Origin of the sequence: Herbaspirillum aquaticum (assembly GCF_002213425.1) — a bacterium.
Classification (GTDB): Bacteria; Pseudomonadota; Gammaproteobacteria; order Burkholderiales; family Burkholderiaceae_D; genus Herbaspirillum; species Herbaspirillum aquaticum.
In genome coordinates this window covers 65,094-87,099 of sequence record NZ_NJGV01000028.1, presented here as the reverse complement: position 1 = coordinate 87,099, position 22,006 = coordinate 65,094, and the positions used below count along the sequence as shown (strand labels likewise).

At 62.8% G+C, this 22,006-nt stretch carries 17 protein-coding genes and 1 other RNA gene; 12 read left to right on the top strand and 6 right to left on the bottom strand.

Going from position 1 to position 22,006, the window contains the following annotated elements:
- The first annotated feature begins 33 nt into the window (after positions 1 to 33).
- The 5 genes from dusA to CEJ45_RS22520 all read left to right on the top strand — a co-directional run bounded on the left by dusA (position 34) and on the right by CEJ45_RS22520 (position 4,688).
- The gene (dusA, locus tag CEJ45_RS22540) at positions 34 to 1,071 is read left to right on the top strand and encodes a tRNA dihydrouridine(20/20a) synthase DusA (protein ID WP_088757283.1); all 1,038 of its coding nucleotides are present in this window, start codon (positions 34 to 36) and stop codon (positions 1,069 to 1,071) included.
- Between the two features lie 66 nt (positions 1,072 to 1,137).
- Positions 1,138 to 2,259: a bifunctional 3,4-dihydroxy-2-butanone-4-phosphate synthase/GTP cyclohydrolase II gene (gene ribBA / locus CEJ45_RS22535; protein ID WP_088757282.1), complete on the top strand. Its 1,122-nt coding sequence runs from the start codon at positions 1,138 to 1,140 to the stop codon at positions 2,257 to 2,259.
- A gap of 75 nt (positions 2,260 to 2,334) precedes the next feature.
- On the top strand, positions 2,335 to 2,820 hold the full coding sequence (ribH, locus tag CEJ45_RS22530; protein WP_088757281.1) for a 6,7-dimethyl-8-ribityllumazine synthase: 486 nt from the start codon (positions 2,335 to 2,337) through the stop codon (positions 2,818 to 2,820).
- Between the two features lie 104 nt (positions 2,821 to 2,924).
- Entirely contained in the window at positions 2,925 to 3,395 is a 471-nt protein-coding gene (gene nusB, locus CEJ45_RS22525; RefSeq protein WP_088757280.1) for a transcription antitermination factor NusB, read from the top strand.
- Positions 3,396 to 3,506: 111 nt separating this feature from the next.
- The gene (locus CEJ45_RS22520; protein ID WP_088757279.1) at positions 3,507 to 4,688 is read left to right on the top strand and encodes a pyridoxal phosphate-dependent aminotransferase; all 1,182 of its coding nucleotides are present in this window, start codon (positions 3,507 to 3,509) and stop codon (positions 4,686 to 4,688) included.
- Between the two features lie 108 nt (positions 4,689 to 4,796).
- Here CEJ45_RS22520 and CEJ45_RS22515 read toward each other — a convergent pair whose 3' ends face one another.
- Positions 4,797 to 5,789, bottom strand: a complete 993-nt coding sequence (locus CEJ45_RS22515) for a lytic transglycosylase domain-containing protein (RefSeq protein WP_088757278.1) — start codon at positions 5,787 to 5,789, stop codon at positions 4,797 to 4,799.
- A gap of 463 nt (positions 5,790 to 6,252) precedes the next feature.
- On the opposite strand from CEJ45_RS22515, the gene ubiD reads away from it, so the two are divergent.
- Positions 6,253 to 7,737 carry a 4-hydroxy-3-polyprenylbenzoate decarboxylase gene (gene ubiD, locus CEJ45_RS22510; protein WP_088757277.1) on the top strand — a complete coding sequence of 495 codons (1,485 nt, stop codon included), beginning with the start codon at positions 6,253 to 6,255 and terminating at the stop codon, positions 7,735 to 7,737.
- Positions 7,738 to 7,899: 162 nt separating this feature from the next.
- Positions 7,900 to 7,998, top strand: an RNA gene (gene ffs / locus CEJ45_RS22505) — signal recognition particle sRNA small type.
- 186 nt (positions 7,999 to 8,184) lie between these two features.
- Here the strand turns inward: ffs and CEJ45_RS22500 are convergent.
- Together CEJ45_RS22500 and CEJ45_RS22495 are read right to left on the bottom strand one after the other, a co-directional pair.
- Positions 8,185 to 9,189 (bottom strand): glucokinase, encoded by a 1,005-nt coding sequence (locus tag CEJ45_RS22500; RefSeq protein WP_088757276.1) that lies wholly within the window; start codon positions 9,187 to 9,189, stop codon positions 8,185 to 8,187.
- A gap of 172 nt (positions 9,190 to 9,361) precedes the next feature.
- Positions 9,362 to 11,173, bottom strand: coding sequence for a tetratricopeptide repeat protein (locus CEJ45_RS22495; RefSeq protein ID WP_088757275.1), 1,812 nt, complete (start codon positions 11,171 to 11,173; stop codon positions 9,362 to 9,364).
- A 262-nt stretch (positions 11,174 to 11,435) separates the two neighbouring features.
- On the opposite strand from CEJ45_RS22495, the gene CEJ45_RS22490 reads away from it, so the two are divergent.
- On the top strand, positions 11,436 to 12,119 hold the full coding sequence (locus CEJ45_RS22490) for a fumarylacetoacetate hydrolase family protein (RefSeq protein ID WP_088757274.1): 684 nt from the start codon (positions 11,436 to 11,438) through the stop codon (positions 12,117 to 12,119).
- A gap of 356 nt (positions 12,120 to 12,475) precedes the next feature.
- Positions 12,476 to 13,948, top strand: coding sequence for a DEAD/DEAH box helicase (locus CEJ45_RS22485; protein WP_088757273.1), 1,473 nt, complete (start codon positions 12,476 to 12,478; stop codon positions 13,946 to 13,948).
- 24 nt (positions 13,949 to 13,972) lie between these two features.
- Here CEJ45_RS22485 and gluQRS read toward each other — a convergent pair whose 3' ends face one another.
- Together gluQRS and CEJ45_RS22475 are read right to left on the bottom strand one after the other, a co-directional pair.
- Positions 13,973 to 14,857 carry a tRNA glutamyl-Q(34) synthetase GluQRS gene (gluQRS, locus tag CEJ45_RS22480; protein WP_088757272.1) on the bottom strand — a complete coding sequence of 295 codons (885 nt, stop codon included), beginning with the start codon at positions 14,855 to 14,857 and terminating at the stop codon, positions 13,973 to 13,975.
- Entirely contained in the window at positions 14,854 to 15,792 is a 939-nt protein-coding gene (locus CEJ45_RS22475) for a LysR family transcriptional regulator (RefSeq protein WP_088757271.1), read from the bottom strand. The genes gluQRS and CEJ45_RS22475 overlap by 4 nt, the downstream gene beginning before the upstream one ends.
- A gap of 149 nt (positions 15,793 to 15,941) precedes the next feature.
- On the opposite strand from CEJ45_RS22475, the gene CEJ45_RS22470 reads away from it, so the two are divergent.
- Both CEJ45_RS22470 and CEJ45_RS22465 read left to right on the top strand, forming a co-directional pair.
- Positions 15,942 to 16,643 (top strand): pirin family protein, encoded by a 702-nt coding sequence (locus tag CEJ45_RS22470; RefSeq protein WP_088757270.1) that lies wholly within the window; start codon positions 15,942 to 15,944, stop codon positions 16,641 to 16,643.
- Positions 16,644 to 16,762: 119 nt separating this feature from the next.
- Positions 16,763 to 17,338, top strand: coding sequence for a flavodoxin family protein (locus CEJ45_RS22465; protein WP_088757269.1), 576 nt, complete (start codon positions 16,763 to 16,765; stop codon positions 17,336 to 17,338).
- A gap of 87 nt (positions 17,339 to 17,425) precedes the next feature.
- Here CEJ45_RS22465 and CEJ45_RS22460 read toward each other — a convergent pair whose 3' ends face one another.
- Positions 17,426 to 18,307: a sulfurtransferase gene (locus tag CEJ45_RS22460; RefSeq protein ID WP_088757268.1), complete on the bottom strand. Its 882-nt coding sequence runs from the start codon at positions 18,305 to 18,307 to the stop codon at positions 17,426 to 17,428.
- 220 nt (positions 18,308 to 18,527) lie between these two features.
- Between CEJ45_RS22460 and dnaE the strand changes: the two genes are divergently transcribed.
- Positions 18,528 to 21,986: a DNA polymerase III subunit alpha gene (gene dnaE, locus CEJ45_RS22455; RefSeq protein WP_088757267.1), complete on the top strand. Its 3,459-nt coding sequence runs from the start codon at positions 18,528 to 18,530 to the stop codon at positions 21,984 to 21,986.
- Positions 21,987 to 22,006 lie beyond the last annotated feature (20 nt).

Below are 22,006 nucleotides of genomic sequence, written 5' to 3'. Positions count from 1 at the left end.
CGTGTGCAGTGCGTGTGCAAATGAGGTGTTTTAATGAATAAAAAATCCTTTAAAAACAAGAGGATAGTATCTGTTGCGCCCATGATGGACTGGACCGACCGCCACTGCCGCGTCTTCCATCGCCAGATCACGCGCCACACCTGGCTCTACACCGAGATGGTCACCACCGGTGCGCTGCTGCATGGGGATGTGCCGCGCCACCTGGATTTCGATGAGCAGGAACACCCGGTCGCGCTGCAACTGGGCGGCAGCGAGCCGGCTGACCTGGCCCATGGCGCCAAGCTGGGCGAGCAATGGGGCTATGACGAGATCAACCTGAACTGCGGCTGCCCGTCCGAGCGCGTCCAGAAGGGCGCCTTCGGTGCCTGCCTCATGGGCGAGCCCACGCTGGTCGCCGATTGTGTCAAGGCCATGCGGGATGCGGTGTCCATCGACGTGACCGTGAAGCACCGCATCGGCATCGACGAGGTGCAATCCTATGATTTCGTGCGCGATTTCGTCGGCCAGATCGCCGAGGCCGGCTGCAAGACCTTCATCGTGCATGCCCGCAATGCCATCCTCAAGGGCCTGAGCCCCAAGGAGAACCGCGAGATCCCGCCGCTGAAGTACCACTACGCCTATCAGCTGAAGCAGGATTTCCCCGGCCTGGAAATCCTCATCAACGGCGGCATCAAGACCCTGTCCGAGATCGATGAACACTTGAAGCACGTAGACGGCGTGATGCTGGGCCGCGAGGCGTATCACAACCCCTACCTGATGGCGAACTTTGACGCCCGCTACTACGGCGACCTGGAGGGCGGTCGCCAGCCCAGCCGCAGCGAGGTGATCGAGGCCATGTTGCCCTATATCAAGCGCCAGCTGGAATTGCACGGCGACAATGGCCGCGGCCTGCGCTTGAACAGCATCACCCGCCACATGCTGGGCCTGTTGACCGGCATGCCCGGCGCACGCGCCTTCCGCCAGACCTTGTCCGACTCCAAGCGCCTGGCGCTGGGCGACCCGGCGCTGCTGTTGGAAGCCCTGCAACGGTCCCGGGCCACACAAGCGGCGCAAATGGCCTCATTGGCGTAATTGGCCAGCGGAGCAGGCCCGCTATCCTTTAAAATAGCGGGTTCCAATTGGGAAAAGAGCGCGAACATGCCACTTGCTACAACCGAAGAAATCGTCGCCGAACTCCGTGCCGGACGCATGGTGATCCTGGTCGACGAAGAAGACCGTGAAAACGAAGGCGACCTGGTGCTGGCCACCGACTTCGTCACCCCCGAAGCCATCAATTTCATGGTCACGCATGCGCGCGGCCTGGTCTGCCTGACGCTGACCGAAGAACACGTGGACCAGCTCGACCTGCCGCTCATGGCCAGCCGCAACGGCACGGCCTACGGCACCAATTTCACCGTCTCCATCGAAGCCGCCGAAGGCGTGACCACCGGCATCTCCGCCGCCGACCGTGCGCGTACCATCCAGGTGGCCGCCTCCAAGGGTGCCAAGCCCTCGGACCTGGTGCAGCCAGGCCACATCTTCCCGCTGCGCGCGCAAAAGGGCGGGGTGCTCATGCGCGCCGGCCACACCGAAGCCGGTTGCGATCTCACCGCCATGGCCGGACTCACCCCGGCCTCGGTGATCTGCGAAATCCTGAAGGAAGACGGCACCATGGCCCGCCTGCCGGACCTGCTGGAGTTCGCTGAAAAGCACAAACTGAAGATCGGTACCATCGCCGACCTGATCCATTACCGCAGCCGCAACGAAAGCATCATCGAACGCGTGGCCGAACGCGAGATGCAGACCGCACACGGCCGCTTCAAGGCCATCGCCTATCGCGACACGCCCTCGGGCGGTGCCCACCTGGCGCTGGTGCACGGCGACATCGAGCCCGGCCGCGAAACCCTGGTGCGCGTGCACCAGCCGGTGTCCATCCTGGACCTGCTCGAAGCCGGCGTGACCACCCACTCCTGGAACCTGGCCGCGGCCATGCAGGCCGTGCAGGCGGCCGAATCGGGCGTGATCGTGCTGCTCAACTGTGAAGAATCGGCGCAGCAGATGTTCGACCAGTTCGGCGCCCTCAACAAGGTCGGCACGCCCGCCGCTGCCAGGCCGTCCCGCGCCGACCGCATGGACCTGCGCACCTACGGTATCGGCGCGCAGATCCTCAAGGATCTCAATGTGTGCAAGATGAAGCTGCTGGCCAGCCCCCGCAAGATGCCCTCGATGACCGGCTTCCAGCTCGAAGTGACCGGTTACCAGGCACGCGAAGCCAGCTGAGGCACCGCACGCGCTACGTCACAAGCACTACGCAACAAGCAATTACGCAAGTCAACCTATCAAGAAGGAACAGCCATGACCATCGGAACCTATGAACCAGACTTCAGTGGCGAAAGCTTGCGCATCGGTATCGTCCAGGCGCGCTTCAACGAAGATGTCTGCCACGGCCTGCTGGCGGCCTGCCTGGCTGAACTGAAGCACCTGGGCGTGGCCGACGAGGACATCCTGCACGTGACCGTGCCCGGCGCCCTGGAAATCCCCCCGGCACTGCAGAAGATGGCCGAGACCGAGCAGTTCGATGCCCTGATCGCCTTGGGCGCCGTCATCCGTGGCGAGACCTATCACTTCGAGCTGGTCTCCAACGAATCCGGTGCAGGCATCACCCGCATCGGCCTGGACTTTGGCTTGCCCATCGCCAATGCCGTGCTGACCACCGAGAACGACGAGCAAGCCGAAGTCCGCATGGCCGAAAAGGGCGCTGACGCGGCCCGCGTGGCGGTGGAAATGGCCAACCTGTCCATCGTGCTGGAAGAACTCGGCCAGGCCACCGAAGAAGAATAATTCATGGACTGCGGCGGGGTGCCTATCCCGCTGCCGTCCCGCCGGCGGGTGCCGGCACTCGCATTCCTTTGTTTCAGTTATCCAAGGCTCCGGCCGCATTCATCATGTCGAACAAAACTCCACACGCCAATTCGAACAAGAACCGCACCCCGCGTCATCGCGCGCGCGAGTTCGCGTTGCAGGGCTTGTACCAGTGGCTGCTCAACCACGAGCACGCGGGCGCCATCGAAGCCCACATCCGCGAAGCCCACGGGTTCGACAAGGCCGACGCCGAACACTTCGATACCCTGCTCAGCGGTGCCATCCGTGACGCCGACAAGCTGCGTGCAGCCCTGGCGCCGCTGATCGACCGTCCCATCAAGGAGCTCTCGCCGGTGGAGCACGCGGCCCTGCTCATCGGTGCCTACGAGCTGCAGAACCACATCGAGATCCCCTACAAGGTCGTCATCAACGAAGCCGTTGAACTGACCAAATCCTTCGGCGGCATCGACGGCCACAAGTACGTCAACGGCGTGCTCGACCGTTTCGCCGCCCAGGCGCGCGCTACCGAAGTCGAAGCTGCCGGCCGCCGCTGATCGCTGCCGGCCTGACGCTCTGCTCGTTTTTGGACGGCGCCGTTGGTTCGGACGCCGTCTTGTCTTTTTTGTCCCCGTTGTTTCCCTTTCCCTGTTGTCTGGAATTAGCGCATGAACCTGAATCAGCTTGCTTCACGTTTGCAGCACATCGCTCCCTTCCACGTGATGGAATTGTCCAAAAAGGCCGAGGTCCTGGCCCAGCAGGGACGCGACCTGATCCACATGGGCATCGGCGAGCCTGATTTCACCGCGCCGCCGGCCGTGGTCGAGGCCGCCACCCGCGCCATGGCCGAGGGCAAGATGCAGTACACCTCGGCTACCGGCCTGCCGGCCTTGCGCACGGCCATTTCGGATCACTATCGCAGCGTCTACGGACTGGAGATCGCGCCGGAACGCATCGTCATCACCGCCGGCGCTTCGGCAGCGCTGCTGCTGGCCTGTGCGGCGCTGGTCGAGCGTGACACCGAAGTCTTGATGCCCGACCCCAGCTATCCCTGCAACCGCCATTTCGTGGCGGCCTTCGAGGGACGCGCCAAACTCATCGCCAGTGGTCCGGAACATCGTTTCCAGCTGTCGGCCCAGATGGTGCGCGAGCACTGGGGAGACAAGACGCGCGGCGTGCTGCTGGCCTCGCCTTCCAACCCTACCGGCACGTCCATCGTGCCTGAGGAATTGCGCGCGATCCTGGGCGAAGTGCGCCAGCGCGGCGGCTTTACCATCGTCGATGAGATCTACCAGGGCTTGTCTTATGAGGGTGCACCGTTCTCGGCGCTGTCGCTGGGCGAGGATGTGGTGGTCATCAACAGCTTCTCCAAGTATTTCAACATGACCGGCTGGCGCCTCGGTTGGCTGGTGCTGCCGCCGGCCCTTGTGCCGCAGGTCGAGAAACTGGCGCAGAACCTGTTGATCTGTGCGTCCTCGATTGCCCAGCATGCCGCCGTGGCCTGTTTCACGCCTGAAACCCTGGCCATTTACGAAGAGCGCAAGGCCGAGTTCAAGCGCCGCCGCGACTACATCGTGCCGGCGCTGGAAAGCTTGGGCTTCACGGTGCCGGTGGTCCCCGACGGTGCCTTCTATGTTTACGCGGATTGCAGCGCGCTGTCCGACGATGCCGACCAGCTCAGCCTGGACATGCTCTACGAAGCTGGCGTGGTGCTGGTGCCGGGGCTGGATTTCGGCCCCTTCACGGCGCGCCGCTACATCCGCCTGTCCTATGCGACGTCGATGGAAAAGCTGCAGGAAGCGGTGGCGCGGCTGCGGGTGTTCTTCGAAAGTCGCCGCAAGGCCGCTTGAGGCTGGAAACCAGGAGACGTAAAAAAAGGAGCCCGAGGGCTCCTTTTTTCATGCGTTCTGAATACCGGTAATATTCACATCGCAACACGCCAGTCTGCACAAACCTTGTTACAGGGCAGCGAGTTGTTCTTCCGTCTTGGGCTTGGAGGCCGAGGCGACGTTGTTGGCCGGGGCCTTGGGCTGTTCGGCGCTGGCCGAGACGGGCAGCTTGACGGTGGCCGTGGTGTAGATGGAGATGTTCTTGCCCATCGCCACTTGCTTCAGGTTCTGGTATTCGGACAGCACCTTGATGCCGTAGCCGCCATCATTGGCCATATCAGCTGCGCCCACGTAGCTCTTCAGGCCGGCTTCCACCGAACCGCCACGGGTGACATATTCCTTCAGGATCTGCGAACCGACACGGATGTTGGCCACCGGATTCAAGGCTGCCTTGATGCCGCCAAGTTCCTGGAATTTGTCGTGGTGTACCTTGGCCATCACCTGCATCAGTCCCTGCGCGCCCATCGGGCTTTCGGCGAAGGGGTTGAAACGCGATTCGATGGCGATCACCGACAGGATCAACAGCGGATCGAGCTTGATATCGCGTGCCGTCAGGTAGGCGGCTGACACCAGCATGTCAGCCGCGTCGCTGGCCACGCGATAGCGCTTGGCCAGCCAGTTGGTCACGAGCTTCTGCTGGCGCGGATTACCGAGCAGCTGGCGTTCCTCGGGCGACAAGGCTTGGGTCGGAACCGCTGCCGGTGCCGTGGCTTGCTGCATCGAGCCCGCCGCAGCAGCACCCGCCAGGGCACTGACGGTGGCCACCGGCGCGGTCGGGCCCATCAGCTCGGCCAGGGGCGGGGTGGTCGGTGCATCGGCTTCTGCGACCTCTTCAGTAGCATCCGAGAAGGGCGACATGCTGATGAGCTTGTCGGCCAGGTCGGGGTTGAAGAACATCAGGCCCAGTACGAACAGCGCGGCGATACCCAGGATCGTCAGCAGACGATGGGCAATGCCGAAAAATTGAGCAATGCGTGGGTTCCCGGAGAGATTCCGGAAATTCACGCGGCGAACCATCTGCGGGGCGCCCGCTAAAGGCGCCTCGGTAGCTTGGTTGGACATTGAACCTCCTGCATTATTGCGGCAAAAACAGGGCGCGCCTGGCCAAGAAGTGAAGACCAAACGGCTGAACTGTCGCTGCTGCAATCTATTACGTTACCGTCGCAAGGCGTTACGGCAAGGCCATCCGCGAGGCCTGCTGGCCCTGCCGTCGGATGGCATGTTTCGGGGGGTAGGGCTGACGCCCTGGACACACTTCTTGAGTTGCTGGGACCCCGGATCCCTGGATACCTTGCTAGGCTCGACTGTTTTCGATCAAGCCTCTACGAGCCCACGGCTCACCTCTTCGGTTTAGAGTGGGCGCATTGTAGAAGCCACTTTATATCGAGTCAATACTATGAAAATAGTTCTTTATAACTTTTGTGTATCATATTGCGCGTGGCCTTCCTTCAAAAATCAATAGAATCAAGCGTTTGCCGGGGTTACTTGAGCCGGCTGTGATGCAAAAAGAAATTTGTTAAAAAGTATGAAATACACTGATTTGCGCGATTTTATTTCCCAGTTGCAACAAAAGGGTGAGCTCAAGCGTCTCTCGCACCCGGTGTCGTCGCATCTGGAGATGACCGAAATCGCCGACCGCACCCTCCGGGCGGAAGGTCCGGCGCTCCTTTTTGAGCAGGTCGACAAGAAAAATATCCCGGTGTTGGCGAATCTTTTCGGTACGCCCCATCGAGTGGCCCTGGGTATGGGAGCAGACAGCATCAGCGAACTGCGCCGCATCGGCCACCTGCTGGCGCGCCTGAAGGAGCCGGAGCCGCCCAAGGGCATCAAGGATGTGCTGGATCTGGGCGGGCTGGTGAAGTCGCTGTGGGACATGGCCCCCAAGGAGCGCGGTTCGGCGCCCTGCCAGGATGTGGTGTGGGAAGGCAGCGATGTCGACCTGTCGCGCCTGCCGATCCAGCATTGCTGGCCAGGAGATATTGCGCCGCTCATCACCTGGGGCCTGGTCATCACCAAGGGCCCGAACAAGAAGCGCCAGAACCTGGGCATCTATCGCCAGCAGGTACTGGGTCCGAACAAGGTCATCATGCGCTGGCTGGCCCATCGGGGCGGCGCGCTGGATTTCCGCGAGCACTGCATTGCCAACCCGGGCAAGCCCTATCCGATCGCCGTGGCCCTGGGGGCCGATCCCGCCACTATATTAGGTGCGGTCACGCCGGTGCCGGACAGCCTCTCCGAATACCAGTTCGCAGGCCTGCTGCGCGGCAGCCGCACCGAGCTGGTCAAGGCCAAAGGCAGTGATTTGCGCGTACCGGCTTCGGCCGAGATCGTGCTGGAAGGGCATATCTATCCGGATGAAAAACACGCCTCGGGCTTCGAGCATGCGCTGGAAGGTCCGTATGGCGATCACACCGGTTACTACAATGAGCAGGACTGGTTCCCGGTCTTCACCATCGACCGCATCACCATGCGGCGCGATGCCATCTATCACTCCACCTACACCGGCAAACCGCCGGATGAGCCGGCCGTGCTGGGGGTGGCGTTGAATGAAGTGTTCGTCCCGCTGCTGCAGAAGCAGTTCGCTGAAATCACCGATTTCTACCTGCCGCCGGAAGGATGCAGCTATCGCATGGCGGTGGTGCAGATGAAGAAATCTTACGCCGGCCACGCCAAGCGGGTCATGTTCGGGGTGTGGAGTTTCCTGCGCCAGTTCATGTACACCAAGTTCATCGTGGTGGTCGATGAGGATGTCGACATCCGCGACTGGAAGGAAGTGATCTGGGCCATCACCACCCGCGTGGACCCGGTGCGCGATACCGTCATGGTGGACAACACCCCCATCGATTACCTTGACTTCGCCTCGCCCGTCAGCGGGCTGGGCAGCAAGATGGGCATCGATGCCACCAACAAGTGGCCTGGTGAAACCAGCCGTGAATGGGGCACGCCCATCGTGATGAGCGACGATGTGAAGAAACGTGTCGATGCCATCTGGCAGGACCTGGGTATCTGAGCGGGCAGGGCGTGCGCTCGATTTGGAGCGCCCATCGCCGAAGTGAAATTTCTGGCAAAAGCCGCGTAAATTGTTTAGGCAATTTGCGCGGCTTTTCACTTTCTGATGCACTGCAATGATTTCTCTGGCGGCCAGTGTGTGATCTGGGATACAATGCACCCCGGCGGGCCCCTGCGCATTGTGGCATGGTCAACCTGGTCAGGTCGGGAACGAAGCAGCCACAGCCATTTCCCGCAAGTGCCGCAGACAAGGCTCGCCTCTTATCTCTCTTCTGCTTTTTCTGCTTTTTCTTTTCCTTCTGTTGTTCCGGCAGGTCCTCCCTCTCGTTTCACCCCCCAGATCTTTTCTTGTTGTCGGGCTCTTGCCTTCTCGCGCGATGCCATGAAAAAAGGCTGACGCGAACCTGCCGCATCAGCCTCCTGCAGAACCTCGCAGCGCTACCTGTTTTTACTCGTGCGGATCCAGCCGGTCGGCCAGGATCGCCGACACACCCGTGAAGGCCGGATATTGCGCCGTGATCACATAGGTCGGAATGGCCTTGGTCAGCACCGACATGCGACCCTTGTTCTCGAAGCGCGCGCGGAACGGCGAACGCGCGAAGTATTCGCCCAGGTGCGGCACCACGCCGCCACCAATATAGATGCCGCCGAGTGCACCCAGCGTCAGCGCCAGGTCGGCCGCAACGGTACCGAGCATGCTGCAGAACAGGTCCAGCGTTTCCAGGCAGATCGCATCGCCGTGCCTGAGTGCGCCGTCCACGATCTCGGCGGCCTTCAGTTCAGCAGCCGGATGACCATCGATGGCCAGCAGTGCACGATGGATGAATTCGAGACCGGGCCCCGAGACCAGGCGTTCAGCCGAGACGTGTTCATGGAATTGCCAGGCGTAGGCCAGCACCGCTGCTTCACGTGCATTGGCCGGGGCGAAGGCGACGTGGCCGCCTTCGCTGGCCAGCGGCAGCCAGTGGCCGTCACCGCGCACCAGGCCGCCCACTCCCAATCCGGTGCCGGCACCGACCAGACCGACCGGCTGGCCTGCCTTGGGCGCGCCCCCGCCGATCTGCTGCAGCTCGTCCGCACGCAATTGCGGCACCGCCATAGACAGTGCCGTGAAGTCATTGACCACCAGCAGCAGGTCGAAGCCCAGCAACTGGCGCGCCGCCTCGATGGAGAAGGCCCAGTCGTGGTTGGTCATCTTGATCTGGTCGCCTTGCACCGGATTGGCGATGGCCACCACCGCGTGTTTCACGGCCGGCTGGCCGGCCAGCTTCAGGTAGGCCTGCACGGCGTCGGTGAATTGCGGATAGTCGGCACCGCGCAGGACCTGCACCTGTTCTATCTGCCCGGGTGAAGTTTCCAGCGCAAAGCGGGCGTTGGTGCCGCCGATGTCAGCCAGCAGGCGCGGGCCGGCGGCGTGGGGGGGCTTGCTCGGGGAGGCAGTGGGGGCGTGCATCGTCTTGTCCTTGTAGTCTTCATGCCGACAGGCGGCAGGGCGCGTGGCCGTGCCGCCTGTCCGAATGCAATGGGGTTCGGGCCGCTGGTGCGTTACAGGGTATGAGGCGAGCCGGCGCGCCAGGTTCCGGCGGATGAGCTGGTCATCCGCATCGGCGCGCATGGTACCAGCATCAGCCCAACTGTTGAAGCAGGGCCGTGCGGACCTCTGCGATCACGTCATTCCAGTCGCCGGTATTGGCCTGGCGGAAGATGCGGAAGTTGCGATACCAGGGCGTGTCGCTGCGCTCCAGTTGCCAGCGCCAGCAGGTGTTTGCCCGGTTGAGCAGCCAGACAGGCGTGCCCAAGGCGCCGGCCAGGTGGCATACCGAGGTATCGACGCTGATGAGCAGGTCGAGCTGTGCGACCAGGCCGGAGGTCTCGGCAAAGTCGCCCAGTTGCAAGGAGTGATCGCGAACGCGCGCGCCCAGGGGATGCGCCTGCAGCTGCGCCACGGCCGCCTGGCCGACCTGGACGGAATGGAATTCCAGTTGCGGATGCTCTTCAGCCAGGGCCACCAGCGGTGCCAGCGCCTCGAAGGGCAGCGAACGTTCACCGTCGATGCGCACCGCATCCCGATGGGTCTGCGCCGAGCTGCCGGCCCACACCAGGCCGACGCGCAAGGCGCGGTTCTGCGGCAGGCGCTGCAGCCAGCCGGCCCAGGCGTCGGCGTCGGGCAGCAGGTAGGGCGCGCGCGGGATGTCGGTTTCGCTGAAGGACTTGCAGGCCAGCGGCAAGCTCATCAGCGGGCAGTGGTAGTCGAAGCTGGGGCGGATGAACTGCTCGCTGCTGATGACTTCAGCCGCACCCGGCGCCTTGGACAGCAGGCGCAAGAGCGCTGGTGGCACTTCCAGGAGCACGCGGGCGCCCAAGGCTGCCACGCGGGGCAGATAGCGCACGAATTGCAGGGTGTCGCCAAAGCCCTGTTCGGCGTGGATCAGGATGGTCTTGCCGTGCAGCGAGGATTCGCCCAGCCACAGGGGCTGCAGGAACTGGCGCCGCTGGGAGCGCATCTGTTCAGTTTCCCAGCGGGCTTCGAAGGCCGGCCAGCCTTGGGCGAAATCGCCCTGGCGCAGCTTGAGCAGGGCAGCGTTCCAGGCGGCCGAGCTGGCATCGGGCTTGAGCTCGCGGGCGCGGCGATAGCACTCGGTGGCCTCGTCGAAGCGAAACAGCTGCTCCAGCGTCGAGCCGCGGTTGAACCACAGGTCGGGCGAGCTGTCGTCCAATTCCATGGCGCGGTCATAGGCTTGCAGCGCTTCCATCGGGCGATGCAGCTTGAAGAGCACGAAGCCGCGGTTGGACTGGGCTTCGAAGAAGTCCGACTGCACCTCCAGTGCACGGTCGTAGGCGAGCAGGGCCTGGTCGAACTGGAAGTTGTCCTTGCAGGTATTGCCCAGGTTGAACCAGGCTTCGATGAAATCGGGGCGCAGCGCTACCGCGCGCTCATAGCACTCGCGCGCATCGCGGTAGGCGTAGCGCTCGTGCTGCAGGTTGCCCAACTGGAACCAGGCTTCGGCATTGTCCGGCACCAGCCTCACCGCCTGCTGCAGATCCTCCAGCGCTTCGCGGCTCATTTTGAGCCTGCGCAAGGCGCTACCGCGCGCCAGCAGGGCATCGGCAAAGGCCGGGTTCTGGGCCAGGATCTGGTTGTAGCGTTGCACTGCCTCGGTGTCACGGCCCAGGTGGACCAGCGCACCGGCATGATCGAAATAGGTATCAGGATGGTCCGGATTGAGTTCGATGGCCTTGGCCAGTTGCGCTTCGGCGGCTTCCCAATCTTCCTGGTGGAGCTTGAGCATGCCGTAGAGATAGTTGGCCTCGAAATGACGCGGCAGCTTGACCAGCACTTTCTTGTAAAGCTCTTCGGCAGGCCCGAGCTTGCCTTTCTGGTGAAGTGCCAAAGCTTTTTGCAACAGGATCTGGGAAGCGTTTGCTTGCGGATGCATGGATAGTGTCGAGAGGTGGGAAGAGCGCCGAGAGCGCCGGAGTCTGGCAAGTGTCTCAAATTCGTTCGCTTTCTGCCAGCGGATTACCGGGGCAATCGCCCTCCAATTGCGGGCTATGGCCGGATGCCAGGGGCGCGAGCGGGGCCGGCGCTTTTCTTTTACACTACCCGGACATCAGACAACTGATGCGCTAGCCGGCATCGACCGGTTCCTCATCCACCGCATGCCGCTGCATGCATGTCGCCACCACGGAGTCTTCCCGATGAGTTTCGCCATTCCCGCCCCCGCCCAGGCCACCGTCCCGGTGGTCGGCGGTGCGCCTTTCCCGGTTCGCCGCATCTATTGCGTGGGCCGCAACTATGCCGCCCACGCCCGCGAAATGGGCCATGATCCCGACCGCGAGCCGCCGTTTTTCTTCATGAAGCCGGCCGATGCGGTCGTGCCGACCGATTCCGTCGTGCCGTATCCGGCCGCGACCGCTGACTACCATCACGAGATCGAACTGGTGGTCGCTCTCTGCGGCGGTGGCCGCGATATCCCGGTGGAGAAGGCCCTGGAGCTGGTGTATGGCTACGCCGTCGGCCTGGACATGACCCGCCGCGACCTGCAGGCGCAAGCCAAGAAGCTGGGTCGTCCCTGGGACATGGCCAAGGGCTTCGACCAGTCCGCGCCGTGCGCTCCCATCGTGCCGGTGGCCCAGTCCGGGCATCCGGAGAAAGGCGCCGTCTGGCTCAAGGTCAATGGCGAAGTACGCCAGCAGGGCGACCTGTCGGACCTGATCTGGAACGTGGCCGAAACCATTTCCTATCTCTCCGGCCTGGTCGAGCTGTTCCCCGGCGACCTGATCTACACCGGTACTCCCGAAGGCGTGGGCGCGGTGGTCAAGGGCGACCAGTTGCAAGGGCATGTGGACGGCTTGCCTGACATCAACATCACCATCGGCTAAAACGCTGGCAGCCGGGCGCCGTCGCGGATGCGGCGCTGTCCGGGACGGCCTGGCCGATCGCCTCCTGCAGGGCTTGCGAGCCCGCTGCAGGTGGCAGAAACCAAACTGTCATGAAGCCGGCGGCGATGCGGCGTATAATACGGGGTTCCGTAGGGAATGCCGGGCATGTCAAGTCGTTTGCCCGGCCAGCATCGTCTTTAGCGTTTGCATCATCCGAAGCGCCCGGCCGAGCAGGTTTGGCCGGTTCGCCCGTAACACATCAACACAGAAAGCAATCAGAACCCGTGCGCATGCACCCCATGCACCGGAGCCGCCTGGCGGCTGCCGCGGCGCTGTCGCACCGTTCGCAATAAACCATGTCCGACACCACGTCCGCGTCCGCAGCACCGGCTGCCCCTGCCGTCCGTTTTGAAGATTTCGGCCTCTCGCCGGATATCTTGCGAGCCTTGTCCGAACAAGGCTACGTCCATCCGACCCCGATCCAGGCCCAGGCCATTCCTGTGGTGCTGCAAGGCCGTGACGTGATGGGCGCGGCCCAGACCGGCACCGGCAAGACCGCCGGCTTCTCGCTGCCGATCATCCAGCGCCTGCTGGCCCATGCCAGCCACAGCGCCTCGCCCGCCCGCCACCCGGTGCGCGCCCTGATCCTGACCCCGACCCGCGAACTGGCCGACCAGGTGGCCGACAATGTGAAGGCTTATTCACGCTTCACCCCGCTGCGCTCTACCGTCGTCTTCGGCGGCGTGGACATGGCGCCGCAAACGGCCACCCTGCGTGCCGGCGTCGAAATCGTCATCGCCACCCCGGGCCGCCTGCTGGACCACGTGCAGCAAAAGACGGTGAACCTGTCGCAGACCCAGATCCTGGTCATGGACGAAGCCGACCGCATGCTCGACATGGGCTTCCTGCCGGACCTGCAGCGCATCATCAACCTGCTGCCCAAACAGCGCCAGAACCTGCTGTTCTCGGCCACCTTCTCGCCCGAGATCAAGAAGCTGGCCTCCAGCTTCCAGAACAACCCGGTCACCATCGAAGTCGCGCGCAGCAATGCCACGGCGGAAAACGTCACCCAGACCATCTACAAGGTGGAGGAAGCGGCCAAGGCGGATGCAGTCAGCTTCATCATTCGCCAGCGCGAACTGAAGCAGGTGATCGTCTTCTCCAACACCAAGATCGGCGCTTCGCGCCTGGCGCGTACCTTGCTGGCCGAAGGTGTGAAGGCTTCTGCCATCCATGGCGACAAGACCCAGTCCGAACGCATGGCCGCGCTGGAGTCCTTCAAGCAGGGCCAGATCGAAGTGCTGGTGGCTACCGACGTGGCTGCACGTGGCCTGGATATCGCCGAGCTGCCTTGCGTCATCAACTACGACCTGCCCTACAACGCCGAAGACTACGTGCACCGTATCGGCCGTACCGGCCGTGCCGGCGCCTCGGGCGATGCCATCTCGCTGTTCTGCGACAAGGATGAACGCCTGCTGGTCGACATCGAAAAGCTGATCAAGAAGAAATTCGAACGTGCCGAGCTGGCCGGTTTTGCACCGCGCATGCGCGCTGAGCGCAGTGAGCGCGGTGAACGTTCGGAGCGCGGTGAACGCAGCGACCGGGGCGAACGCGCCGAGCGTGGCGAACGCAGTGACCGTGGCGAGCGCAGCCGCAGCAGCCGCGACGGTGCAGCCCCGTCGGGACGCCGCGAGAAGGTCGATCCCTGGTTCCTCAAGCCCTATGAGCCCAGCGCCACCGAGACCGTCTCCACCAAGCCGGAACTGCCCAAGAACAACCGTCCCAAGCCCAAGGTCGCAGCTTTGCTGGGCGGCATGCCCAAGCGCTGATCCGCCAGGCGCTGAGCCAATTTCTCAGCGCGGACCGAAACGCGCTCGCCATCCGGTGAGCGCCTGGGTCCAGAATCCTTCCCTGTCACGGGCTGCGCCCGTGTCCAGTCCAAGAAAGGCCGCCGCCTGCTGCAAGGCTTGCAGCGGCTGGCCCAGGTCCAGCGCCTGGGCGCCGTTCTGCTTGGAAAACTTTTCCCCCGACGCATTCATCAACAGCGGCACGTGCAGGTAGCGCGGCGTCGCATAGCCCAGCAGTCCCTGCAGGTAGATCTGCCGCGCCGTCGAGTCCAGCAGGTCGGCGCCGCGCACGATGTCGGTGACGCCCTGTTCGGCATCATCGACCACTACCGCCAGTTGGTAGGCCCAGAAGCCATCGGCCCGCTGCAGCACGAAATCCCCGACTTCCGAAGCCAGGTGCTGGACCTGTGGCCCCAGCCAGCGGTCCGTGAATTGCACCCGTTCGCCCGGCTGGCCTGCATCGGGCACGCGCAGCCGCAGCGTGCGTGGCGTCTTGCCCGGACCAAGTCCGTGGCGGCAGGTGCCGGGATAGAGCGCGGCACCGTCACTGGCCATGCCCACCCTGGAATCGGCGATTTCCTTGCGGCTGCAGCCGCAGGGGTAGGCCAGCGATCCCAGGCGCTCGCGTGCAAGCTGGTAGCGTGCCTTGCGCTGGCTCTGCACCAGGATCGGCCCGTCCGAGCGCATATCCAAGGCCGCCAGGGTGGCGACGATGTCGTCGGCCGCGCCGGGTACGGTGCGGGTTTCGTCGATGTCCTCGATGCGCAGCAGCCAGCGGCCACCGTGCACCCGTGCATCCAGGTAGCTGGCCAGCGCCGCCACCAGCGAGCCCGCATGCAGCGGACCGGAAGGCGAGGGCGCGAAGCGGCCGACATAGGCGTGGCCGCTCACGCCTGCTCCCGCAGCGGGATGGGGCCGATCAATGATTGTCGTACATGCGGCTGCGCCAGGTGCTGGATGAACCATTTGAGTGACTTGCCCTGCTCGGCCTTGGGCCAGGCCACCATGAAGTTGTCGTTGGGTTTGGCGGCCAGGGTCTGCTTTTCCACCAAGGCACCGGTGGCCAGGTAGGGCTCGGCCCAGATGCGCGGCAGATGGCCGCAACCGAGGCCTGCCAGTTGAGCTTGCAGCTTGTCGGCCACGGTGGCTACGGTCAACGTTTCCTGGCCCGACAGCAGGCCCATGGTCAGCGTGGGCAGGGACTGGCTGTTGTCGCCCACGGCAATGGCCCGGTGGCGACGCACCAGCTCTGCCGACAGCGGTTCCGTGGCCGAAGCCAGCGGGTGCGTCGGTGCCACTGCAAACACCCAGTCCACCGCGCCCAGCTCCTGCATCTGGAAACGCCCGCTGGTGCGCACCACTTCCGGCCCGTCCAGGGTCACCCCGATGACCAGGTTGGCGCGCCCCTCGATGAGCTTTTCCCAGGCACCGGTCAGTACGCCGGGAGTGAAGCGCAGCCGGGTGCCGGATTCTTCACGGTCGAAGGCGTCGATGACCGGCAGCATCTTGTCGAAGGGAATGAGACTGTTGAGCACGATATGCAGCTCGGTTTCGCGCCCGGTGGCGGTGCGCTTGACGCGCTGTTCCAGGTCGCTGGCGGCCAGCAGCAGATGACGGCCCTCCTGCAACAATTGCAGGCCCGCCGGTGTCAACTGGGCCCGGTGGCCGCGACGGTCGAACAGCAGCACATCGAGGTCATCCTCCAGCTTGCGCACGCTGTAGGTCAGGGCCGAGGGCACCCGGTCCAGGGCCACGGCGGCCGCGGCAAAGCTGCCCTTGCGGTCGATCATGTCGAGGATCAGCAGGGATTCCAGGGTCAGGTTCACGTCTTGCTCCGCTTGTTTAAATTTTTTGAACGAACACTACGGATTTTAGACCTTATCTGCATAAAAGATAGCCACTATAGTGACGCCATCGACAAACATTTTGACCAAATCAATTCCGGTTTGGTCCCACTCAAGAAAGAGGTGTTGACATGATGGAACTTCGCAAAGCGAACGATCGTGGCCACGCCAACCACGGTTGGCTGGATTCGTATCACAGCTTTTCCTTCGCGGACTACTATGATCCCAAGCACATGGGCTTCGGTCCGCTGCGGGTGATCAACGAGGACCGCGTGGCCGCAGGCCAGGGCTTTGGTACCCATGGCCACCGTGACATGGAGATCATTTCCTATGTGCTCGAAGGTGAACTTGCGCACAAGGACAGCATGGGCAATGGCAGCGTGATCCGTCCGGGTGACGTGCAGCGCATGAGTGCCGGCACGGGCGTGCGTCATTCGGAGTACAACCACTCCCAGGACGGCACCACGCACTTCCTGCAGATCTGGATCATGCCCGACCGTGCTGGCGCCGAGCCGGGTTACCAGGAAGCGCACTTCTCGGCCGCCGACAAGGATGGCAAGCTGCGCCTGGTAGCTTCGCGTGATGGCCGGGAAGGTTCGGTCAGCATGAACCAGGATGCCCAGCTTTACGCCGGTTTGTTCGACGGTGCACAAAGCGCCGAGTACACCCTGCCGCAAGGTCGCCTGGGCTATGTGCATGTAGCCCGTGGCAAGATCAGCGTCAATGGCCAGGCCCTGCAGGCGGGCGATGCCGTCAAGCTCAGTGCGGTGGATCGCATCGAGATCAGCGGCGGCGAGAAGGCCGAAGTCCTGTTGTTTGACCTGCCGCGCTGAGCTTTGCTGCGCTGGCATGCAGGAATGCAGCAAGCAGTTTGCAGTAGCAACCCGCCGGTACCGATCACACCGGCGGTTTTTTCCGCGTCACTTCACTCTCTAGAGAAGGAAATTTCGTCATGACCAAAGTTGCCATCGTTTACCACTCCGGCTACGGCCACACCAAGAAGCAGGCCGAAGCCGTGCAGGCTGGCGCCGCCGGCGTTGCCGGCGCCGCTGTCGAGCTGATCGCCATCAGTGCCGAAGGCACCATCACCGATGAACAATGGGCCAGCCTGGACGCGGCCGATGCCATCATCTTCGGTTCTCCGACCTACATGGGTACCGTGTCCTGGCAGTTCAAGAAGTTCGCCGACGCCTCCTCCAAGCCCTGGTTCAGCCAGAAGTGGAAGGACAAGGTCGGTGCCGCCTTCACCAACTCGGCTACCATGAACGGCGACAAGCTATCGACCCTGCACTACCTGTTCACGCTGGGCATGCAGCACAGCATGATCTGGGTCGGCACCGGCCTGATGCCTTCCAACAGCAAGGCTGCCCAGCGCAATGACATCAATTTCGTCGGTTCCTTCTCGGGCCTGATGGCGCAAAGCCCGTCGGATTCCTCGCCGGAAGAAGGCCCGCTGCCGGGCGACCTGGAAACCGCCAAGCTGTTCGGTGCGCGCGTGGTGGAAACGGCGGCCAAGTTCAAGAAGTAATCTGCATCTCAGCGACGCAAGTCGTGAACATGTAAAAAAGCCGACCTCGCAAGGGGTCGGCTTTTTCGTTGCCGGGATGAGCAGCAATCAGGCTGCTGCAGAGCTGGATTCATGCGCAGCTCGCTGCTTGGGCGCGCAATGCGGACAGGACTTGCCCGGCACGTAATCCGGCGAGAGCTGTTCACGCGGGGTGACCACGGCGCGGCAGGCAAAGCATTGGGCGGTCTGGGTTTCCTTCAGCTCCGGGCTCAGGGCGGTGCGATAGTCGAAGACGAAGCAGTCGCCGTTGTAGTGGGCACCGCCCACGTCCTCGAAATACTTCAGGATGCCGCCTTCGAGCTGGTAGACATGGTCATAGCCGATGTTCTGCATATGAATCGCGGCCTTTTCGCAGCGAATGCCGCCAGTGCAGAAGGTGACGACCGTCTTGCCTTCGAAATCGGCCTTGTGCTCCTCGATCACCTGCGGGAATTCGGTGAACTTGCTGATGCGGTAATCCACCGTGTTGTCAAACGTACCGACATCGACCTCAAAGCCGTTGCGCGTATCCACCATCACCACCGGACGGCCTTCGTCGTCGTGCCCCTGGTCCAGCCAGCGCTTGAGTTCCTTGGGCTCCACGAAAGGCGCACGACCCAGCTCCGGCTTGATCAGCGGATGCTTCATGGTGATGATCTCGGCCTTCAGTTTCACCAGCATGCGAGTGAAGGGTTGCTTCTCGGAATAGCTTTCCTTGACGATCAGGTCGGCAAAGCGCGCATCGGCGCGCAGCCAGGCCAGGAAGGCGTCGATTTCATGGCGCAGGCCGGCCAGGAAGAGGTTGATGCCTTCCGGGCTCAGGATCACGGTGCCACGAAGGTTATTCTTCTGACAAATTTCCAGGAATGCCGGACGCTTTTCAGCAGTGTCATCGAAGCTGATGAATTTGTAGGCGGCAATGTTGACGTAGGGGGTCTGCGGGGACTGCATGGTGGCGTACTCAACTGTAAGTCTTTGAATCGTCAGCATTATAACCGTGCACCCCGGATGGCCGCAGTTATTTGGCCGGTGCCTGCGGCTTCTCTGATGCAGATCAAGGCAAGCCCGGACGATCGGGCACAAGGGGCAGGTGTAAAGTCTTCATATTTCTCACAAATCGAGAGCAATCGGAACCGGTCAGGATCGCAAGCTCCGGTAAAATGTCGACCCTATGACTACACCGCAATTTGTACACCTCCGTATGCACTCGGAGTACTCCATCGTGGATGGCCTGGTGCGTATTGACGACATCGTCAAGGCCGCCGCCAAGGATGGACAGGCCGCCCTGGCGGTGACCGACCTCGCCAACCTGTTCTGCATGGTGCGTTTCTACAAGGAAGCGCGCGGCAAGGGCGTCAAGCCCATCGCCGGCTGCGACCTGTGGATCACCAACGACGCCGACCGCGAAAAACCTTTCCGCCTGCTGGTGCTGATCAAAAGCCGTCATGGCTACCTGCAGTTATGTGAAGTCTTGTCCCAGGCCTGGCTCACCAACCAGTACAAGGGCCGTGCTGAAGTCCGCATGGAATGGCTCGATGCGCTGCGCCACCAGGAAGGCGGCAATGGCCTCATCGCCCTGTCAGGTGCCGGCATGGGCGACATTGGCCAGGCCATCGACAACGGCAACCTGGCCCAGGCTGAAGCCTGCGCGCGCCGCTGGGCGGAGATTTTCCCCGGTGCGTTCTATCTGGAACTGCAGCGTGCCGGCCAGGCCAACATGGAACTGCAGGTACGCCAGAGCGTGGCCCTGGGCGCCAAGCTGGGCCTGCCGTGCGTGGCTACGCATCCGATCCAGTTCCAGAGCCCTGAAGAATTCATCGCCCACGAAGCCCGCACCTGCATCGCCGAGGGCGAGATCATGGCCAATGCGCGCCGCGTGCGCCGCTTCAACGAGCAACAATACTTCAAGTCGCAGGCGGAGATGGCCGAGCTGTTCGCCGACCTGCCTGGCGCGATTGCCAATACCGTGGAGATCGCCAAGCGCTGCAACCTGGTGCTGCAGCTGGGCAAGCCGCAACTGCCGGATTTCCCCACGCCCGACGGCATGACCATCGACGACTTCCTGGTGGCCCAGACCAAGGCCGGCCTGGAAGTGCGCTTGAAGGAACTGTTCCCCAACGAAGCAGAACGGGAGATGCAGCGCCCGCGCTATGAAGCGCGCCTGGAGTTCGAGAACAACACCATCATCAAGATGAAGTTCCCGGGCTACTTCCTGATCGTGGCGGACTTCATCCAGTGGGCCAAGAACAATGGCGTGCCGGTCGGCCCCGGCCGGGGTTCCGGTGCCGGCTCGCTGGTGGCTTACTGCCTGTTGATTACCGACCTCGACCCGCTGCGCTACAACCTGCTGTTCGAACGTTTCCTGAACCCCGAACGCGTCTCGATGCCCGACTTCGACATCGATTTCTGCCAGGAAGGCCGCGATCGCGTCATCCAGTATGTGAAGGATCGTTACGGCAAGGAGGCGGTCTCGCAGATTGCCACCTTCGGTACCATGGCCGCCAAGGGCGCGGTGCGCGACGTGGGCCGCGTGCTGGACCTGGGCTACAACTTCTGTGACGGCATCTCCAAGCTGATTCCCTTCAAGCCGGGCAAGCTGGTCACGCTGGCCGACGCCATCGAGGAAGAGCCGCTCTTGAAGGAGCGCCTGGAGAACGAGGAAGAGGTCAAGCAGTTGATGGGCCTGGCCCAGCAGGTCGAAGGCATCGCCCGCAACATCGGCATGCACGCCGGTGGCGTGCTGATCGCGCCCGGCAAGCTGACCGATTTCTGCCCGCTCTACACCCAGGGCGGCGATTCCGGCGTGGTCTCGCAGTACGACAAGGACGACGTGGAAGCCGTCGGCCTGGTGAAGTTCGACTTTTTGGGCCTGACCACGCTGACCATCCTCGATCGTGCGGTGCGCTACATCCGCATGCTCGATCCGGCCATGGCCGATTTCGACCTGGCCAAGCTGCCGCTGGACGACCGGCCCTCCTACGAACTGCTGACCAAGGCCAAGACGGTCGCCGTGTTCCAGCTGGAAAGCCGCGGCATGCAAGGCATGTTGAAGGATGCGCGGCCCGACCGTTTCGAGGACATCATCGCCCTGGTGGCGCTGTATCGTCCCGGCCCGATGGACCTGATTCCCGACTTCTGCAAGCGCAAGCACGGCGAAGCCTTCGACTATCCTGACCCGCGTACCGAGGGCATCCTCTCCGAGACCTACGGCATCATGGTCTACCAGGAGCAGGTGATGCAGATGGCGCAGGTGATCGGTGGCTACTCGCTGGGTGGCGCGGACTTGCTGCGCCGGGCCATGGGCAAGAAGAAGGCCGAGGAAATGGCCAAGCACCGTGAACTGTTCCGCGAAGGCGCGGCCAAGAACGGGCTGGACCAGGCCAAGGCCGACGAAATCTTCGACTTGATGGAAAAGTTCGCCGGCTACGGCTTCAACAAGTCGCACGCGGCCGCCTATGCGCTGCTGTCCTATTACACCGCCTACCTGAAGGCCCATCACCCCGCCGCGTTCATGGCCGCCAACTTGTCGCTGGCCATGGAAGATACGGACAAGGTCAAGATCCTGATCGAGGACTCGATCGATATCTGCAAGCTGGCCATCCTGCCGCCGGACATCAACAAGTCCGACTACCGCTTCATGCCGGTGGGCGAGCCGGGCAAGAAGGCGACCCAGATCCGCTATGGCCTGGGCGCCGTCAAGGGGGCCGGGCAGAACGCCATCGAAGCCATCCTGGAAGCCCGCAAGAGCGGCCCCTTCAAGGACCTGTTCGACTTCGCCAAGCGAGTGGACAAGAAACAGATCAACCGTCGCACCATCGATTCGCTGATCCGCGCGGGTGCATTCGACTGCTTCAAGGTCGACCGCGCCATCCTGCAGGCCTCGGTCAACCTGGCCTGGGAAAGCGCCGAGCAAGCCGAGAAATCGGCCAACCAGGTCAGCCTCTTCGGTGGCGACGACAGCGACCTGGAAGCGCCGCTGGAATACGTGCAGGTGCCCGCCTGGAGCGACAAGCAACGCCTGACCGAAGAGAAGGGCGCCTTGGGCTTCTATCTTTCCGGCCACCTGTTCTCGGCTTACGAAAAGGAAGTGCGCCGCTTCGTGCGCACCAAGATCGCCAGCCTCGAGCCCTCGTGGGAACCGCGCAGCCTGGCCGGCATCATCACCGGCGTACGGGTGCAGATGACCCAGCGCGGCAAGCTGGTGATCTGCACGCTGGACGATGGCACGGGCGTGATCGAGGCAACGATCTACAACGAATTGTTCGAGCCCTTCAAGCACCTCATCAAGGAAGATGAATTGCTGGTGGTCTCGGGCAAGGTGTCGGAAGACCGTTTCAACGGCGGCCTGCGGGTGGCCGCCGACAAGGTCATGGACCTGGGCGCGGCGCGCATCCAGTACGGTGTGCGCATGGTGGTGTCGATCAACAAGGCGATCGACCCGAATCACCTGCGCGACACGCTGGCTGCGCATCGCCAGGAGCAGGGCCTGCCTTTCGTGATGAAGTATCGCCAGGCTGATGCAGCCTGCGAAGTCGTGCTGGGCGATGCATGGCGGATCAATCCGAGCGACAGCTTGCAATCGACGCTGGTGGCTTCCTTCGGGAAGGAAGCCGTAGTGGTGGAATACTGAACTCAATACAACACTGATAA

Coding starts and splice junctions, on each gene's coding strand:
- dusA (WP_088757283.1), top strand. CDS start 34: ATGAATAAAAAATCCTTTAAAAACAAGAGGATAGTATCTGTTGCGCCC.
- CEJ45_RS22465 (WP_088757269.1), top strand. CDS start 16,763: ATGACCAAAGTTGCCATCGTTTACCACTCCGGCTACGGCCACACCAAG.
- ubiD (WP_088757277.1), top strand. CDS start 6,253: ATGAAATACACTGATTTGCGCGATTTTATTTCCCAGTTGCAACAAAAG.
- nusB (WP_088757280.1), top strand. CDS start 2,925: ATGTCGAACAAAACTCCACACGCCAATTCGAACAAGAACCGCACCCCG.
- CEJ45_RS22460 (WP_088757268.1), bottom strand. CDS start 18,307: ATGCAGTCCCCGCAGACCCCCTACGTCAACATTGCCGCCTACAAATTC.
- CEJ45_RS22470 (WP_088757270.1), top strand. CDS start 15,942: ATGATGGAACTTCGCAAAGCGAACGATCGTGGCCACGCCAACCACGGT.
- CEJ45_RS22490 (WP_088757274.1), top strand. CDS start 11,436: ATGAGTTTCGCCATTCCCGCCCCCGCCCAGGCCACCGTCCCGGTGGTC.
- CEJ45_RS22520 (WP_088757279.1), top strand. CDS start 3,507: ATGAACCTGAATCAGCTTGCTTCACGTTTGCAGCACATCGCTCCCTTC.
- CEJ45_RS22500 (WP_088757276.1), bottom strand. CDS start 9,189: ATGCACGCCCCCACTGCCTCCCCGAGCAAGCCCCCCCACGCCGCCGGC.
- ribBA (WP_088757282.1), top strand. CDS start 1,138: ATGCCACTTGCTACAACCGAAGAAATCGTCGCCGAACTCCGTGCCGGA.
- dnaE (WP_088757267.1), top strand. CDS start 18,528: ATGACTACACCGCAATTTGTACACCTCCGTATGCACTCGGAGTACTCC.
- ribH (WP_088757281.1), top strand. CDS start 2,335: ATGACCATCGGAACCTATGAACCAGACTTCAGTGGCGAAAGCTTGCGC.
- CEJ45_RS22495 (WP_088757275.1), bottom strand. CDS start 11,173: ATGCATCCGCAAGCAAACGCTTCCCAGATCCTGTTGCAAAAAGCTTTG.
- CEJ45_RS22485 (WP_088757273.1), top strand. CDS start 12,476: ATGTCCGACACCACGTCCGCGTCCGCAGCACCGGCTGCCCCTGCCGTC.
- CEJ45_RS22515 (WP_088757278.1), bottom strand. CDS start 5,789: ATGTCCAACCAAGCTACCGAGGCGCCTTTAGCGGGCGCCCCGCAGATG.